The organism is Legionella fairfieldensis ATCC 49588 (genome assembly GCF_000621525.1).
In the GTDB taxonomy this organism is placed as follows: domain Bacteria; phylum Pseudomonadota; class Gammaproteobacteria; order Legionellales; family Legionellaceae; genus Tatlockia; species Tatlockia fairfieldensis.
In genome coordinates this window covers 97,230-113,472 of the sequence record NZ_KK211300.1, presented here as the reverse complement: position 1 = coordinate 113,472, position 16,243 = coordinate 97,230, and the positions used below count along the sequence as shown (strand labels likewise).

Sequence of the window (16,243 nt, the reverse complement as noted above, 5' to 3'; positions counted from 1 at the left end):
TAGTCCCCCGTCAATGGCGTCAATTTAAGAAGAATGCCTACGTTCCACGGCTTGTCCGTGGAATCCAGAACGTACGTCAATCCTGGGTCTTGCGGACAAGCTGTGGTACGTAGGCGGTAGATGAATTGTCAACACGTTAAACTTTCTTTATCCGGGAGATTGATGCTATCTTGTGTTGGTGTAAATTCTGCCAGTAAATCATTCGTCAGAGCGCGTAATTCCCCGCTAAGCAAAGTAAGCTCTGCATCGCGTTGTTGAAAGTCTTCTTCCAATTGGTGGATTTCATTAAATTCGTCAATTAAATAATCAAGACATTTCAAGCGCTTAATGTTAAGGTCGTGCGTTAAGGTGAATTGAATGCGCTCATTCCAGATTAAGGAAATTTCAGCGGCGGCTAACCCTTGAGATAACAGTGTTATTATTTCTTCTGCCGGCATTTCATAACCTTTACAGCTAATACGTTTTTTTTCATCATCCAGCGCAAACAAAAGACAATCCGAAGCCAGCTGAAAATTCGAAGAGAGAAGAGCAGGATTGTTAATCCATTGTGCAAAGCGTAAGGCCAGATTTTCTGCTGGTACCAGAGGTTCCATATGAATGCCAGGTATTGACTTACGTAATAAAGCGGTTAGTTGAGAGGCCTGATTTGCGCTTGATGCATTGATAATCAAGCGATGAGTTACCTTATCTAACAAGGCCATTAATCTTTTTTGTATACAGAAAGATTTGGGTAATAATTCAAACTCCAGATCTTCTGCCAGTTGTGCTTTTTCTGCACGTTTAATAGTTCTTCCCTGCTGAGTTTCTATCATCTGAATACGTTCAGCAAGTAGACGTTTGATGACTCCATTGGGTAAAATTCGTTCTTCTTTTCCGAGGCAAATCAACGAGCAACCTGCAACTTCCTGTACGAGTTCATCAGTAAGAGCAGGTAGCCAGCCATAAATAAAGCGGGCATGTGGTGGACAAGATTTAAGCACATCTTCAGCAAGTAGTGATGTCAAATCAACCTTATCGTTCATTTCATAATGATAAATCATTGCATTATTAAACCACATTGGCTTGTCCTTTCTTTGCAAAAAAACGCATGCTAACAAATTAATGAGGATCTTACCAATAGGCATTTAATGCAATGATATAAGAAATAAATTTAGAGGCGTTGCGCCCTGTTACTACAAACCAGGGGCCGCCGATAAGGCCGACATTGGCATTGAAATTATATTCAAGGGCTGGCGCCAGGGTGATCAGATCAATAGTACCATGGCCAATTGTGCCTGGTGTTCCATCAGGTTCATTACCGATAATCCCCCTGAAATGAGAACGATCTCTGCGAGCAATAAAGGTTTCCATTACTGCGACCCAGTTCTGTTTCAGTATCAATTCTCCCGCTAAATCAATACTGGAAAGATTACCGGGACGGATAATACCCTCTGTCCTGTAGGTTCCTCCGTAAACACTCACACCCTGAATATCTACCCGCGCTGCATAAACATAATTTAAAACCAAACGGGTGCGAAGATAATTGATCTCGTTAAACTGTAGTAAATGTTGAAAATTAAGTGCGAAGACAGTTTGATAACTGCCCAGACCGCTTACATCGGTACCATTCATCGACGGATCAAGATTTTTAAAATGACCAAGAGGTATAATTTCTTGCAGGCTCAGGCGTAAATTGGGCTGCCATTTTGACTCCTTTTGCTCAATGAGTTGATAACCCAGAGCAATGGAAGTATCTCCTATATAATGAGCATTAGCGCCGTGGCTTCGATTATAAGCATCGGGTAGGCTGAATTGTATGTCCATTTTGTCTGTAATACCATGAGTAAAAACAGGGTTGAAAACAATGCTGTTGCTCGTAGGTCTGCGAACTCTAACCCAATGATTGTTGTAACCTCCAAGATTTAATGTGTAAAAATTGTAAACTTCAATACTGGTATGGCCATTAGGTACTGTTCGCCCCGCAGCAGCAAGCAGGGGACCTGTGAACCACGGTTCGGCTAATACTATCTGGTTTGAAAAAAGGAAAATAAACCAGACAAAGAAAACGGCAAAAAAACGTTGCATAGAAATCCCTTAAATGCTGAATAAAAAGACGGCGGCATTCAATACAATCTGAAGAGGAGCATTTCGCCAGATTGAGTCAAAAATACTTATATTCCAGCCTTACACCCTGAAACAGGGGGATGATGGACAGCATGGAATATCAAGGTTTTTGGATAAGATAGTAGAAATGGTCACTCACCCTGGTGTAGATTAGCTGACTTTTAGTCTTTGGGAAATAGAAATGAAAGCTGCGGTTTATTTACATAAAACCAAACAAAATACGGTAAGTCGTGGACATCCCTGGATTTTTCCAAAAGCGATTACCAAAACAACCGGACCATTGACCAACGGGGCTTTGGTTGATGTGATGAGTGCAGAAGGAAAATGCCTTGCGATAGGTATCTATAATGAGCACTCTCTTTATCGGGTTCGCGTTGTGGCGCAGGCATGGGAGAAGGCAGATAATTGTTCGTTGGATTTCATTGTTAATAAGCGTTTGCGTCAGGCATTGGCGATAAGACAAAGTCTTAATCTTCCTAATGAAATGACTACTGCTTACCGGTTATTCAATAGTGAAGCAGATGGTTTGTCAGGTTTGACCATAGATCGATTTAATCGGATTTGTGTAGTAGCCAGTTCGGCTTATTGGGTGGAAGCCAATAAAGCATTAATCAGTCAATGTCTGCATGAATTAATGCCTGATGATGAAATCATCTGGCTGGCTCAGGCAAAACCACTTGCGCAGGATGGATGGACGTTGAAGGAAGAGCCGCCTCAGGGAACCACTACTCAGGTTCGTGAAGCTGGCATAGTTTATCAGGTCGATTTTTCAAATACTCAAAAAACAGGATTATTTCTTGATCAGCGAGAAAATCATCAACGTATCGCTGCTCTGGCCAAAGGAAGACGGGTATTGGATTTGTACTCCTATACGGGGGGATTTGCGCTGCATGCAGCAAAAGCAGGCGCAGTGAAGGTAACCGCCGTGGACAGTTCTGCTTCAGCTATCTTACAGGCGAAACAAAACGCGGAGCTTAATCATCTCGAATCCATTGATTTTATTGAATCGGATGCACGATCTTACTTAAGCACAGCAGGAGATTACGATCTGGTCATTCTGGATCCCCCTAAATTAGTACCTTCCAGACAGCATCTTGAGCGAGCAAAAAATTATTACCGCTTTTTACATCGTGAGTTATTCAAAGTCATGCGTTCCGGTACTTTACTCATGACATGCAATTGCTCGTCTGCGCTTTCCGCTGAAGAGTTTACGAGTCTTGTGAGCAGCCAGGGTATGATGGTAGGTAAGCAGATAAGATTATTAGGTATTTTTGGCCCGGCAAGTTGTCATCCTACTTTAGCTGCATTTCCAGAAGGGCATTATTTAACGGCAGTTTTGCTGGCGCTGGTTTAAGAATACTGGTTGAAGCGTTCTTGACAGCCTTCATAATTTACGTTGTGATGGTGTTTTTGCTGGAGGAAGAAAATGCTGCTAACGAGAGAAAACTCATGTTTATTACTTATTGATGTCCAGGAAAAATTAGCGCCGCTGGTTCAACAGGCGGATAATTTAATGAGTCGTTGCCAGTGGTTAATCCGTTTGGCGAAAGACTTGGATGTTCCTCTCCTTATTAGCGAGCAATACCCGAGTGGCTTAGGATTAACTGTTGAATCTTTACGTACATTGACACCACAAAGCGAGCCTGTTGAGAAAATACAATTTTCCTGTTTAAGAGAGCCACTATTCAAACACCATTTGCAAATACTCAATAAGAAGCAACTTGTATTGGCAGGCATTGAAACGCATGTTTGTATTTTGCAAACTGCTCTGGATTTGCAAGAAGCAGGTTATGAGGTTTTTGTGGTGGTTGATGCGGTGAGTAGCCGTGCCGAACTTGATTATCAATATGGCCTTCAACGTATGAAACAACAGGGCGTCCATTTGGTGACCTCGGAAATGGTTTTTTTTGAATGGGTAGGACAAGCAGGTACCCCACAATTTAAAGCATTAAGTAAAGCCTACCTCCAATAACTTCAGGAAAAGGAGATCACAATGAATTTAGATAATCAGATTGCTGTAATTACGGGGGGCGCATCGGGCATGGGGCTGGCTTGTGCACAGCAATTAAGTGCCCGCGGTGCTCAGGTCGTTGTCTGGGATAAGCAACAACATTCGGATGACAAGGTAGCTTTGGCTCTCTCTTGTGATGTCAGCTCGGCAGAGGAAATTGAACAGGCAATACAAACAACGGTTTCCCGGATTGGCATACCAAGAATTTGCATTAATTGTGCAGGTATTGCGCCAGCCAAACGGATGGTCGGAAAGGAAGGTGCCATGCCTTTAATGGCTTTTAAACAGGTTATTGATGTTAATTTGGTGGGAACTTTTAATGTCATGCGGGTAGTTGCAAAAGCCATGTTAAATCTTGATCTGGAACCTGACTCTCAGGAACGAGGTGTTATTATCAACACGGCCTCTGTCGCTGCGTTTGAAGGACAGATTGGTCAGACAGCTTATAGTGCCTCAAAAGGTGGCGTAGTTGCCATGACTCTCCCTGCGGCGCGTGAACTGGCTCAACAGGCTATCAGAGTTAACGCAATCGCCCCTGGTTTAATTGCTACACCGATGCTTCTCAATATGCCGCAAGAGGTACAAGAGAGTTTGGCTGCCACGGTGACCTTCCCCAAACGTTTAGGAAAACCGGAGGAGTTTGCAGCTTTGGCTATCCATTTGGTTGAAAATACGTTGATTAATGGAGAGGTGATTCGCCTGGACGGCGCGTTACGCATGCAGGCACGCTAATTCGGCAAGTAAAAAGGCTCAATCCAGTGTTTTAAGCCTCTTCATGTCGGTGTGATTCCGCGGTTTTTTTAACATCACCGTGAGCAGTATAAATATCAATTGCAGCGGAACTGCTCTGACCCGACAAAATAGTAATTAACTCCTGCCGCCTGCTTAAATTAGAGCTGATGACTTGCCCATTTATTGTATTAAGCTCTCGGCAAGTGGTCAGTTCTTCTGCAAGATGGTTATTTAACTGATTGATTTCACTAACTTCTTCTGCTGAGCAATGAGTTAAAAAAGCCTGTAAAGCCACTTTGGCCTGATTTTCATGGTGATTAATTTCAAGCAGCTCCATCCGTTCTTTGGCACTTTGTTCGAGCTTGCCGGAAAGCAACTCCTTTTGCTCGGCCAGATTTTCTAAATTATTAAATTGTCGCGCGGACAGCGCAGTTTTTTCTTCGGTCAATAATGTAATTAATTCCTTAACCCATTGGATTTCCTGCTGGAGAAGACGGGTAAGTTTAGCTGCTTTTTGATCGGTCATATTATTCCTTTTAGCCTTGTACAAAAGTATGTCCTGTTGTTTGGATGTTCTTGCGTCAGGCTATTTCGACATCGGCAAACATCTTCATGGCAATTTGATCATTCCCAATGCGATAACGTCCACCTGACAATTCTTCTTTTAAGAACTCCACGCGTGCTTTATTGATATCTGGAGCTGTGAGAATGTATTCTTTCAGGGCTGCCATTTGTTTTGAAATGTCGCTTAAAGTAACCGGGTTCATTTCATCGGCAGATTTTTCAGCGGAGGACGTTTTCGCCTCTGGCCAATTATCCGTATCAATACGCTTGAAATTATTTGAATCATTAAGAGGACTGACCATAACATTACTCTCAATTGCACTCATGGTTATATCGGCTCCTGTATCAAAATCTTTAGGGTTATGTCACCTTAAAAATTGGGAATTTTTCTCTATCATATTGTTATTTTGTGTTTATTAGCAACTCATTCTTAATGAATTAAGTATTTTATGCCGGCCAACTGTTGAAAAAGTGGTTCCTCATGGTGAAGCGTTATTGTCTGGCATAATGGTTAAGAATAAGAAAAATTTCAAATAGAAACTTTCACGAGTTGATTTCCACTAACCTGCGCTTCTATTATTTTTTTAGAGGAAAGATTTTGTACTTTAATGAGGTCGCCTAAAGCACCATCACTTAGGGCTATCCCGTTCATACTGACATTGATCATTTCATTAATTGCCTGAATACTGACTTGCTCACCTTTATGTACTAATGGTGCAGTTTGTAGATCATAAAGAGTAAGAACACTTCCTTCCCCTATAGGGTGTTTACAAAGTTGACCTATAACGTCGCTTTTTTTCGTGAAATAACCACTTTTGAGTTGACTGAGATCTTTTTTCTCTTTTTCAAGATCATTGTCAGTAATTTGGGTACCCTTGGACAAAAGATGTTTGGCAACCAGGACATTTCTTTGCAAAGTAATTTTAACAGGAACATATAACGTCCAGTGAGCGTCTGTTTCCTGACATTTAATACCCATAATAGTGGCATGTAATAATGACGTTTTATAAGGATTGAAGACTTCAAGTTTATCTTCCCGGCAAGGTTTAAGATTTAGCCTTGGATCAATCTTTTCAGCCGATACCTGAAGCTCAACATCGTCATTATGACGGTTAGATAATTCATTAATCAGGTGATTTTCTATTTTTTGTTTGATTAATGCCAGAGATTGGATGGTTTCAGCTTGGGATGAAAAACCTGTAGCAATCAGTAAAAACAGGAAAGTAATACGTTGTAACATGGGGTTATCTCAGTCTAAAAAGGCTCAAGTAAAGCAAATTATGTGCCACTTTTTGTGCGCCCCAACGATTTAATATACAATTATTTACAGAAAAAATTAAAGAGATGTAGCATGGTTGGGTGTGTAAAGTATTTTTTTATCAGTCTGCTTATTGGTTTGCCTTTTTCTTTTGCTTTGGCGCAAACTCATCGCCCCCAGGAATTTCTTGATTCCATTAGACGATCTAAAAATGAAGGAGAGCAAATTGTGCAACATTTTTGCGCTAATTGTCATGCTCTTAAACCTGTAATCGAGTTGGGCGCCCCTAAAACAGGTCAAAAAAAAGATTGGGAAATAAGAGTTAAACAAGGTCTAAATACCTTATTAGATCATACCAAAGAAGGTTTTAATGCTATGCCAGCAAGAGGAGGTTGTTTTGAATGCAGCGATGAGCAATTACTTTTGGCTATTTTGGCAATGCTTCCTCAGGCTATGAAAAACGAGAATAAAGATCATAAATAAAACAATTAGTTAAAAATAAATGTAAAAAATACTAAATATAATCAAAATTATCCCGATAACATAAAAAAAGAAGGAGGGATAATAATGAAAAAACAGCTACTCGTTGGCTCTTTATCAGTATTGGCTGCTTCATGTGCCTCAATAAATCGTTCAGTACCTATTGTTGATGATGCAGGTTTTACGCATTATACGATGAGTCTGGATTCAGATACCAAGGGCAGTTATCATTTTCCCCAAAAACGCGAGGCAACAGGTCGAAAAGTTTTCATTTTTGATCCTAAAGCTACGGCGTGGGCTGCTTATGATGCTCAGGGAAATCGAGTCAGAACGGGTAGTGCCTCTGGGGGGAAAGACTATTGTGAAGATATTGGCAGAGGTTGTCGTACTGTCACAGGGACCTATCGTGTTTATTCCAAAAAAGGAGAAGAGTGTAAATCCAGTCTTTATCCTGTAGAAACGAATGGGGGCGCGCGAATGCCTTATTGCATGCATTTCCATGGTGGTTATTCTATTCATGCCGCTTATGAAGTGCCCAATTATAATGCCAGCCATGGTTGTATAAGAGTTTTACCCAGCGCTGCCAAATGGTTGAATCAGGATTTTATGGATATTGGAACGACGGTAGTTGTAAAGTCTTATTAAACAGTCACCACAATCTGCTTTTAGCAGATTGTGGTTTTATCAGCTCCTCCCAGGTTGAGTGCTTTCACCAATTGATGTTGAGCAGTTTTCACCTGGTGCTCTTATCAGAATATTCAAACCCATCTTTAACTGTAACTGGACGGCTCTCCCATTATAATCAGCCAGGATTATTACGTGAACGTTTTGCTTCGGGTGCATTTGTTTCTTCTGGTTCAATTTGTACTTGAACCGGATTTCTGTTATCAATATTTGGGGGTACGGAGGTTAAAGGCCGCTTATTGTTGACAGCGGTGGCTGGTCTAAAGAAACCAGGTACACCTGGAGCTGTATGTACATTGACTGTAGAAAGATTGTGCGAAATAGGCTTTTGATTGAATGTTGGAGGAAAAGAGTCTTTTGGTTCTGGTTGAATTAATACCAGGCCAGGGTAAGGTTCTTGCACGATAGGTCGTTGATTGTTTGGATTTGCCGCCGAATTGTTCGCAATGGTTCCAGCAGTATTTTCTTTTGCCTGTAGCATACCCTGTCGTATTAATCCGAAAAGAGCATGAAATAGCCGAGTGTTTTGTGCCAAATATTTTTTATTTTCTCGATACGGTACCAGGTTCGTAAAGAATCTGCTGGCATCTTTTTTCGCTTGAGGCGTACCCTGTTGCATTAATGTGGCAAGAGCAGGAATCAGTTGAGGCACTTGTGCCATAGTTTTTTGATTGTCTGGATTCACTGCCAGGTTCGCAATAGATAAGACTATTTGATTTATTATCTGGATGTGGTTTTCATTGGGTTTTACTTTTAGGATAGGTATCAATAAATTGAGTTGGTTTATTATATACTCTTCAATGATAATCATTGTGTACCAGTTCGTAATATAAAAGGTGTTTCATTATCCATGATTTATTTTTTAGATCAATAATATTTAAGAGACTGAACTGGTGTAAATGGGTATGTTAATTTAAATAGTCTCTCAGTATACGATTAGCCTGTTCAGGGTCGGCTCGTCCTTGAGTTTGTTTCATTACCTGCCCCACAAAAAAGGCCAATAATTTTTCTTTGCCAGCGCGATAGTCGGCAGTTTGTTGGGGATATTGATTAATAATATTTCGAACAATATCTTCCAATAGTTGGTCATCATCGAGTTGGGTATAACCCTCCTTTTGCATGATTTCATCGACATTGCCTTCACCAGCCCATAGTTTGGCAAAAATCTGTTTGGCGATTTTATTGGACACGGTCTGATTAGCTAATTGCTGCAATAAAGGAGCTAAGGCCGCGGCAGATACGGGTGGATTGGTAAAATCAAGATTTGCTTCATTAAGAAAGGCGGTATAAGGCCCTCGCAGCCAATTAACAATTATTTTTTCATCCACCTGACTGATCTGTTTTAATTCATGAAAAAATGGGTAAGTTTCTGGTGACGAGAGAAGAAAATGAATATCTTCTTCATGCAGTGTTTTATTTTCCTTAAGTGTCTTTTTAATCTGATCCGGTAAAGTTGGCATAGACTGCCTGATTTTTTCCAGATCTTGTCGATTAATGACAATGGGTAGTAAGTCAGGATCGGGAAAATAGCGATAATCGTTTTCATTTTCCTTGACTCTTAAGACTTGTGTGGTATCGGTTGCAGGACAATAAAGCCGGGTTTCCTGCTGAATAGGTTGACCATTTTCCAGTAAATCCTGGTGCCTTGCCTGTTCATAAGCAATGGCTTTTTCAATAAAACGAAAAGAATTAAGGTTTTTTAATTCAGTTCGTGTGCCTAAAGTAGTTGAACCCTGTGGTTTAAGCGAAATATTGACATCACAACGAAATGAGCCTTCTTGCATATTGCCATCACAAATTCCTAAAAAACGGACCAGGAGATGCAGGGTTTTCAGGTAATTTATTGCTTCCATCACTGAAAAAAGGCAGGGAGCGGTAACGATTTCAAGCAGGGGGGTCCCTGCACGATTGAGATCGATTGCCGTATAGTTTGAATGCCTGTCATGCAAGGATTTGCCTGCATCTTCTTCTAAATGAGCGCGGGCAATCGTCACTTTTTTTTCATTTCCATCAGGAGTAACAATAGTCAGGTACCCATTAGAAACAATAGGGCGCTGATATTGACTAATCTGATAGCCTTTAGGTAAATCAGGATAAAAATAATTTTTACGTTCAAAATACGAATGATTATTAATCTCTGCTTGAATGGCCATGCCAAACTGAATTGCCATGGCGACAGCCTGTTGATTAAGTACTGGTAAAACACCAGGAAGACCCGCGTCAATCAACGAAGTTTGCGAATTGGGTTTTGCACCAAAGGTGGTTGCAGCCCCTGAAAAAAGCTTGGATTTCGTTTTTAATTGCGCGTGAACTTCAAGGCCAATTACAGTATCCCATGCCATAAATCACCTTTTGTCGGTTGGTCTGGCTTTATGCCAGCCAGTATGTTGCTGATAAAAATGAGCGCTTTTTAATAAGAGCGCTTCGTTAAAATGATTACCCATTAATTGCATACCAATCGGTAAGCCTTGACTAAATCCTGCGGGAATGGAAAGAGCGGGTAGACCTGCCAGATTCGCTGCAACAGTAAAAATATCAGCAAGATAATTTTGTACCGGATTGATGTTGGTTTCCCCTGACTTAAATGCACAAGCAGGCGTTGTTGGACCCAGGATCAGATCAACCTTATCTAAAGTTTGCAGTAGTTCCTGTTGTATTAATCGTCTGATTTTCAGGGCCTGTAAATAATAAGCATCAAAATAACCCGATGAAAGTACATAAGTCCCTGTAAGAATACGCCTTTTAACCTCAAGTCCGAAACCCTCTATGCGGGTATTCGTAATTTGTTCGCGTAAACTGTTGCCTTTTGTACTGCGGTAACCAAATCGTATGCCATCGTAACGCGCCAGGTTTGATGAAGCTTCTGCACACGCAATGACGTAATAACAGGGTACCCATAACGGTTGAAGCGAAAGATTAAGTTCAATAATGATAGCGCCTTCCTGTTGAAACAATGTGACCGCTTTATGAATGGCTTGCTGAATGTCCTCATTAATTTCTTTTGAGAAAAAACAGGAAGGTAAACCAATCCGTAAACCTTTTATAGAACCATTTAAGGTAGATAAATAATCAGGAATTATCCGATTGGCTGAAGTGGAATCGTTATGATCAAAACCTGCCATCGCCTGTAAAATCAACGCCAGATCTGCTGCGCTGCGCGCCATGGGGCCGGCTTGATCAAGGCTTGAAGCATAGGCCACCATGCCAAAGCGAGAGATTAAACTGTAAGTAGGTTTAATGCCTGAAATACCACAGAAAGCAGCGGGTTGTCTGATAGAACCTCCTGTATCTGAACCGGTAGCAAAAGGAACCAAATCAGCCGCCACTGCCGCTGCAGAACCTCCTGATGAACCTCCCGGCACGTAATCGAGATTCCACGGGTTTTTTACAGCACCAAAGTAACTATTCTCGTTTGCTGAACCCATGGCAAATTCATCCATGTTGGTTTTGCCCAGTAAAACAGCCTTTTGTTCCCTTAATTTTTTTACCAGGGTTGCTTCATAAGGCGCATAAAAATGCTCCAGCATTTTTGACCCACAAGTGGTGGGCAGATTTTTTGTGCAAAAAATATCTTTATGAGCCATCGGTATACCTGTTAAGGCATTGGCCCGGCCCGTTTGCAGTTGTTGATCCGCAATCGCAGCAAATTTTAGTGCCTGCTCTTCATCGATACTGATAAAGGCATTCAGTGAGCTATGTTGTTTAATTCGCTGGAGATAATGTTGAGTCAATTCCTCGCTGGAAAATTCACCTTGCTGCAATGACTGAGATAATTCAAATAATGATTGATTGTGCATGTCTTATTGTTCTCATTCAATGACTTTGGGTACGAGATAGAAACCATCTTCGAACAACGGGCTGATTTCTTCCAATTGTTCAATGCAATCATTTTCACTGATTACATCGGCTCTTAGAGGCTGGTGTAAGTCAAGAGGGTGAAAAAGAGGAGCGACTTCTTTGGTATCGAGTTGACGTAATTTTCCCACAAAATCCAGTATGGCGTTAATTTCTTCGGCCAATTGGGCTGTATTTTCTGGTTCATCATCAAGGTACGCGAGAGAGGCTACCGTCTCTAATGTAAAATTATTTTTACCAGCTGTCATGATTTTCTTCCCAAAATAAAGCAGGAAAAGTATACCTTGCCTCTTGCAAGATACAATCCTTTTGCTATAGCCATTTTGTGAACTATACTGAAATTATTGAGCGGATCTTATGCCGGACAATATTTGTTGCACTACCTTCTGCCTATTTGCAGGGGCTTTTGTTCGGCACAAAGTTGGTTGATGTATGTAAACATGTTTTAAAGTTCATAGATAAGAACAATAATAATTGGTGGGAGTAAACCAATATGAATGAGCAAAACAAGGATGTTATACAACTTCAACAGTTTTTTGAGCGCTCAGCTGATAATTTCCCGGATAATATTGCACTTGTCTGTGATAACAGAAGCTTTACTTATCAGGAACTGGAGCAGCGCGCCAATCAATTAGCGAATTTTCTATTAAGTGAAGGGATCAGACCGACCAGCATTGTCGGAATACTCATTGAGCGCTCTGCAGATTGTTATATTGCTATTCTGGCAATTTTAAAAACAGGTGCGACCTATGTGCCCATTGAAGTAGAGCATCCTGTTGAGCGTATTAATTATATTTTTTCCGATTTATCGTTTCAGGCAGTTCTTATTTCTTCATTACAGCAGGCTCGCGAAGGTTTGGAACCGCCTCAAATGATTACCATTGATGATCAGTTAAAAGAGCGTCTTGCTAACCAGTCTGTGGAAAGACCAGTTTTATTGGCTGGTGAACGATCTCCCGATGACTTAAGTTATATTATCTATACGTCAGGTTCAACTGGTAAGCCTAAAGGAGTAGAAATTACTCATCGGAGTATTTGTCATTATGTTCGTACGGTAAGCACCATTTATCAAATGACCGAACAAGATAGAGTTTATCAGGGATTTTCCCTGGCTTTTGATGCGTCACTGGAAGAAATCTGGATGGCGTTTTCTCACGGCGCTTCATTAATAGCCTGTACTGATAAAGATACTCGCTCTGGTGTAGGATTGATTGAATTTTTACAGCAACATCAAGTCAGCGTTTTTTCTACTGTTCCTACCTTGTTATCCACGCTGGAAGGCGGTTTGGCGGAGTTACGTTTATTAATTCTTGGTGGTGAAGCCTGTACTGCCAATTTAATAAAACGATGGAGCAGACCTGGTTTAAGAATACTGAATACTTATGGTCCAACTGAAGCAACGGTCATCACAACTTACTCGGAATGCCACCCGGATAAACCAATGACGATCGGGCAACCTTTACCGGGATGTGAAGTCCTCATACTTGATGCTGATTTACAGTGTATGCCTGATGGTGAAGAAGGGGAGTTATACATTGGTGGTTGTGGTCTGGCGCGAGGGTATGCCAATCTTCCTGAGATGACAGCTATTAAATTTGTGCCGCATCCTTTTCATAAGGACCAGCGATTGTATCGTACTGGTGACCTGGCGTTGCGATCAGCGAATGGTGATATTCAATTTGCTGGCCGCGCGGATGATCAAATAAAATTACGTGGTTTCCGTATCGAATTAAACGAAATAGAAACAGTTATGTTAGAGCATGAGGCTATTAATCAAGCGGTGGTTCTATTGCATAATTTAGAACAACCTACATTAATTGCTTATCTGCTTGTTGATAAAAAAGTCAAGTTTGATTTGGAGCAATTCAAGTCTTTTTTACGGAGTCGTTTACCTCATTACATGATCCCGGGCTGTTTCGAAATGGTAGAGATGTTTCCTTTGTTAGCCAGTGGAAAAGTTGATCGCAAACAATTACCTTTGCCACAGCAAATAATAAAAACGATGGATTACGAGGCGCCATCAACTGTCTTGGAACAGGAAATTGCTCACGTATGGGAAAACGTTATCCAACATTCCCCTATTTCCATTTCGGCCGATTTCTTTTACGATTTGGGCGGGCATTCTTTAATAGCAGCGAAAGTAGTTTCTAATTTGCGTCAAATACCTGCTTTGGAAAATATATCCATTCTCGATTTATATCAAAATCCGACTATTAAACAATTAGCTCACAAGTTTGAAAAATCTTCCGCAGAAAAACCTGCCTCAAGCCAACAAAGCAGGCCACGAAAGCAAAAAAATAATGCAACGCCTTCATGGATGTATTATTTGTGTGCTGTAGGACAGTTTTTTGGTGTTTTATTCCAGTGTACTATCAATGCCTGGCAACTTATTGCAGTGATTATCTGTTACACTTGGGCAACAGAACAATACCCATTATTTTCATGGCATTCATTCGGGATTTTTTTAAGTCTTTTCCTAATCATGCCTGTTGCGTCGTTGGCACTGACTATTAGTGCAAAATGGTTGCTGCTCGGCCGGGTAAAACCAGGGAAATACCCTTTATGGGGTTGGTTTTATCTACGCTGGTGGTTAGTTGAGCGTTTGCAAAAAAATATCTTTTCACCAAGACATTTAATAGGCTCTCCTCTTATTGTCCTCTACTATCGTTTATTGGGCGCTAAAATAGGAAAAAACTGCTATATTGCTTCAGTCTATTTGTCTACACATGATACGTTGGAAATTGGTGATAATACGTCGATTGGTTATGATGCTAAATTGCTAGGCTATGTGGTTGAGGACGGTTGGTTAAAAATAGGTAAAACTACCATTGGCAACAATTGTTTTTTAGGCGCTCGCAGTGTTGTAAGTATTGATACTTTTATTGAAGATAATGCTGCCCTGGATGATATGTCCATGTTGCCGCGATACAGCATTATTCCTACAGGCCAGTTCTTTTCCGGTTCGCCAGCCTGTCTTGCTATTGCGCCTTTTAATCATATTACCAAACAAAATAAAGTAAGCAGCGCTACGCGGACAAAAACAGTGACTTATGGTTTCTTACATTATTTTTGTCTGACTTTTGCCATGGCAGTTTATTATTTGACTTATTTACCGGGCATCATGGTGGTGACTCATTTTTATGAGCATAGCTCCTATGTCAGTACGATATTTTTTGCCACGATTACGGGTGCTGTGATCTTCATGACTCTTTATTTTTTTTCTATCTTTGTCTGTAAAAAACTAATTATGGACAAGGTTAAACCCGGAACTTATCCGCTGAAGAGTTTTTATTATTTAAGGCAATGGACCATTGTACAAATGCTGGATCGCGATGAATTATACGTCATGGCTGATAGTTTGTTCTTCCCTGTTTTATTGCGTTTTTTAGGTGCAAAAATAGGGAAAAAAGTAGAAATGGGGGAAGTACCTCATATTATTCCAGATTTGGTTACCATTGAAGAAGGGGGATTTACAGCGAGTGTGGTGGCTCTGGCCTGGCCAAATGTTTTTAACGATTCGATTTGTTTTGCACCAGTTACTATTGGCAAACGTGGTTTTGCCGGTAATATGAGTTTGCTCCCCTCAGGAGCACGAATTGGAGAGGGTGGTTTGTTAGGCTGTATGAGTATCACACCCCCTAATAATAAAGCGGCAGACGCCAATACCGCCTGGCTTGGCTCTCCCGCTGTTTTTCTCCCCAAACGTGAATTGGTAACAGGCTATTCAGAGCAACAAACCTTCAATCCATCTAAACGTTTATATTTAACACGATTAGCTATTGAATTTTTTAGAATAATTACTCCGACTACTTTTTCCTTAATCATGTTATTTAACATCCTTTATGCTCTTGATTTCCTGCTTGGAAAATATTCATTATTAACGACGTTACTGGTATTACCCGTGATGGAGCTAGGTATTGTTGTTAGCCTGGTTGCTGCTTTAGTAGGACTGAAATGGCTTATACTTGGCAAAATAAAACCGGCAACGAAACCCATATGGGATATTTTTATCTGGAAAAATGATGTAATTGAATATTCCTATAATTATTTTGTGAATCCCTTTTTTACCAACATGATATTGGGAACGCCTTTCGTTTCGTGGTTATATCGTAGTTATGGAGCAAAAATAGGAAAAAGAGTTTTTATTGATACCGCTGATTTTACTGAGTTCGATCTGATTAAAGTGAGTGACGAGGTTTGTCTCAATGCAGAAGCAGTGATGCAAACTCATCTTTATGAAGACAGAATATTCAAAATGTCGCCTATTGAGATTAAACAAGGCTGTAATGTAGGGACTGCTTCAACAGTGCTTTACAACACAGTAATGGAAGAAAACTCAACACTTGGTAATTTTTCTTTATTAATGAAAGGGGAACGTTTACCTGCTGATACAAGCTGGCGAGGGGTTCCTGCTCAGGCCGTATCAGTTGATGAGGTTATGCATTCCGATAATTTGCTAATCCCGATATAGGAAGCATTCACACAATGATGTTACTTCAATGCGAATCAAGGAGCAAAAAGCGATCATTTTATTTTTGTTCTTGATTCGCGTACAG

15 protein-coding genes are annotated in these 16,243 nt (G+C 40.7%); 6 read left to right on the top strand and 9 right to left on the bottom strand.

The features are described from left to right. Nucleotides 1–128 precede the first annotated feature (128 nt). Together T345_RS14335 and T345_RS0112110 are read right to left on the bottom strand one after the other, a co-directional pair. Nucleotides 129–1,058, bottom strand: a complete 930-nt coding sequence (locus T345_RS14335) for a recombination-associated protein RdgC (protein ID WP_051555264.1) — start codon at nucleotides 1,056–1,058, stop codon at nucleotides 129–131. 52 nt (nucleotides 1,059–1,110) lie between these two features. After that, complete coding sequence (locus T345_RS0112110) at nucleotides 1,111–2,064, bottom strand: hypothetical protein (RefSeq protein ID WP_028389572.1); 954 nt, start codon at nucleotides 2,062–2,064, stop codon at nucleotides 1,111–1,113. Between the two features lie 220 nt (nucleotides 2,065–2,284). Between T345_RS0112110 and T345_RS0112105 the strand changes: the two genes are divergently transcribed. The 3 genes from T345_RS0112105 to T345_RS0112095 all read left to right on the top strand — a co-directional run bounded on the left by T345_RS0112105 (nucleotide 2,285) and on the right by T345_RS0112095 (nucleotide 4,846). Beyond that, entirely contained in the window at nucleotides 2,285–3,457 is a 1,173-nt protein-coding gene (locus T345_RS0112105; RefSeq protein WP_028389571.1) for a class I SAM-dependent rRNA methyltransferase, read from the top strand. A 72-nt stretch (nucleotides 3,458–3,529) separates the two neighbouring features. Continuing rightward, nucleotides 3,530–4,075 (top strand): hydrolase, encoded by a 546-nt coding sequence (locus T345_RS0112100; RefSeq protein WP_028389570.1) that lies wholly within the window; start codon nucleotides 3,530–3,532, stop codon nucleotides 4,073–4,075. A 21-nt stretch (nucleotides 4,076–4,096) separates the two neighbouring features. Next, complete coding sequence (locus T345_RS0112095; protein ID WP_028389569.1) at nucleotides 4,097–4,846, top strand: SDR family NAD(P)-dependent oxidoreductase; 750 nt, start codon at nucleotides 4,097–4,099, stop codon at nucleotides 4,844–4,846. A gap of 31 nt (nucleotides 4,847–4,877) precedes the next feature. On the opposite strand, the gene T345_RS0112090 is transcribed toward T345_RS0112095, so the two are convergent. The 3 genes from T345_RS0112090 to flgA all read right to left on the bottom strand — a co-directional run bounded on the left by T345_RS0112090 (nucleotide 4,878) and on the right by flgA (nucleotide 6,650). Next, entirely contained in the window at nucleotides 4,878–5,372 is a 495-nt protein-coding gene (locus tag T345_RS0112090; RefSeq protein ID WP_028389568.1) for a flagella synthesis protein FlgN, read from the bottom strand. 55 nt (nucleotides 5,373–5,427) lie between these two features. Continuing rightward, nucleotides 5,428–5,736 (bottom strand): flagellar biosynthesis anti-sigma factor FlgM, encoded by a 309-nt coding sequence (gene flgM / locus T345_RS0112085; RefSeq protein WP_028389567.1) that lies wholly within the window; start codon nucleotides 5,734–5,736, stop codon nucleotides 5,428–5,430. A 203-nt stretch (nucleotides 5,737–5,939) separates the two neighbouring features. After that, a complete protein-coding gene (gene flgA / locus T345_RS0112080) occupies nucleotides 5,940–6,650 on the bottom strand; it encodes a flagellar basal body P-ring formation chaperone FlgA (protein ID WP_051555263.1) in 711 nt (236 codons plus the stop codon). Between the two features lie 111 nt (nucleotides 6,651–6,761). Between flgA and T345_RS0112075 the strand changes: the two genes are divergently transcribed. Then, the gene (locus T345_RS0112075; RefSeq protein WP_035919023.1) at nucleotides 6,762–7,151 is read left to right on the top strand and encodes a c-type cytochrome; all 390 of its coding nucleotides are present in this window, start codon (nucleotides 6,762–6,764) and stop codon (nucleotides 7,149–7,151) included. Between the two features lie 84 nt (nucleotides 7,152–7,235). Continuing rightward, the gene (locus T345_RS0112070; protein ID WP_028389564.1) at nucleotides 7,236–7,793 is read left to right on the top strand and encodes a L,D-transpeptidase; all 558 of its coding nucleotides are present in this window, start codon (nucleotides 7,236–7,238) and stop codon (nucleotides 7,791–7,793) included. Nucleotides 7,794–7,950: 157 nt separating this feature from the next. On the opposite strand, the gene T345_RS0112065 is transcribed toward T345_RS0112070, so the two are convergent. From T345_RS0112065 to gatC, 4 genes are all read right to left on the bottom strand, one after another. After that, nucleotides 7,951–8,643, bottom strand: coding sequence for a hypothetical protein (locus tag T345_RS0112065; protein WP_028389563.1), 693 nt, complete (start codon nucleotides 8,641–8,643; stop codon nucleotides 7,951–7,953). Nucleotides 8,644–8,740: 97 nt separating this feature from the next. Beyond that, a complete protein-coding gene (gene gatB / locus T345_RS0112060; protein ID WP_028389562.1) occupies nucleotides 8,741–10,174 on the bottom strand; it encodes an Asp-tRNA(Asn)/Glu-tRNA(Gln) amidotransferase subunit GatB in 1,434 nt (477 codons plus the stop codon). A gap of 3 nt (nucleotides 10,175–10,177) precedes the next feature. Then, nucleotides 10,178–11,629: an Asp-tRNA(Asn)/Glu-tRNA(Gln) amidotransferase subunit GatA gene (gatA, locus tag T345_RS0112055; RefSeq protein ID WP_028389561.1), complete on the bottom strand. Its 1,452-nt coding sequence runs from the start codon at nucleotides 11,627–11,629 to the stop codon at nucleotides 10,178–10,180. 12 nt (nucleotides 11,630–11,641) lie between these two features. Further along, nucleotides 11,642–11,935 carry an Asp-tRNA(Asn)/Glu-tRNA(Gln) amidotransferase subunit GatC gene (gene gatC / locus T345_RS0112050; RefSeq protein ID WP_028389560.1) on the bottom strand — a complete coding sequence of 98 codons (294 nt, stop codon included), beginning with the start codon at nucleotides 11,933–11,935 and terminating at the stop codon, nucleotides 11,642–11,644. A 245-nt stretch (nucleotides 11,936–12,180) separates the two neighbouring features. On the opposite strand from gatC, the gene T345_RS14330 reads away from it, so the two are divergent. Further along, on the top strand, nucleotides 12,181–16,158 hold the full coding sequence (locus T345_RS14330) for a Pls/PosA family non-ribosomal peptide synthetase (RefSeq protein WP_242604547.1): 3,978 nt from the start codon (nucleotides 12,181–12,183) through the stop codon (nucleotides 16,156–16,158). Nucleotides 16,159–16,243 lie beyond the last annotated feature (85 nt).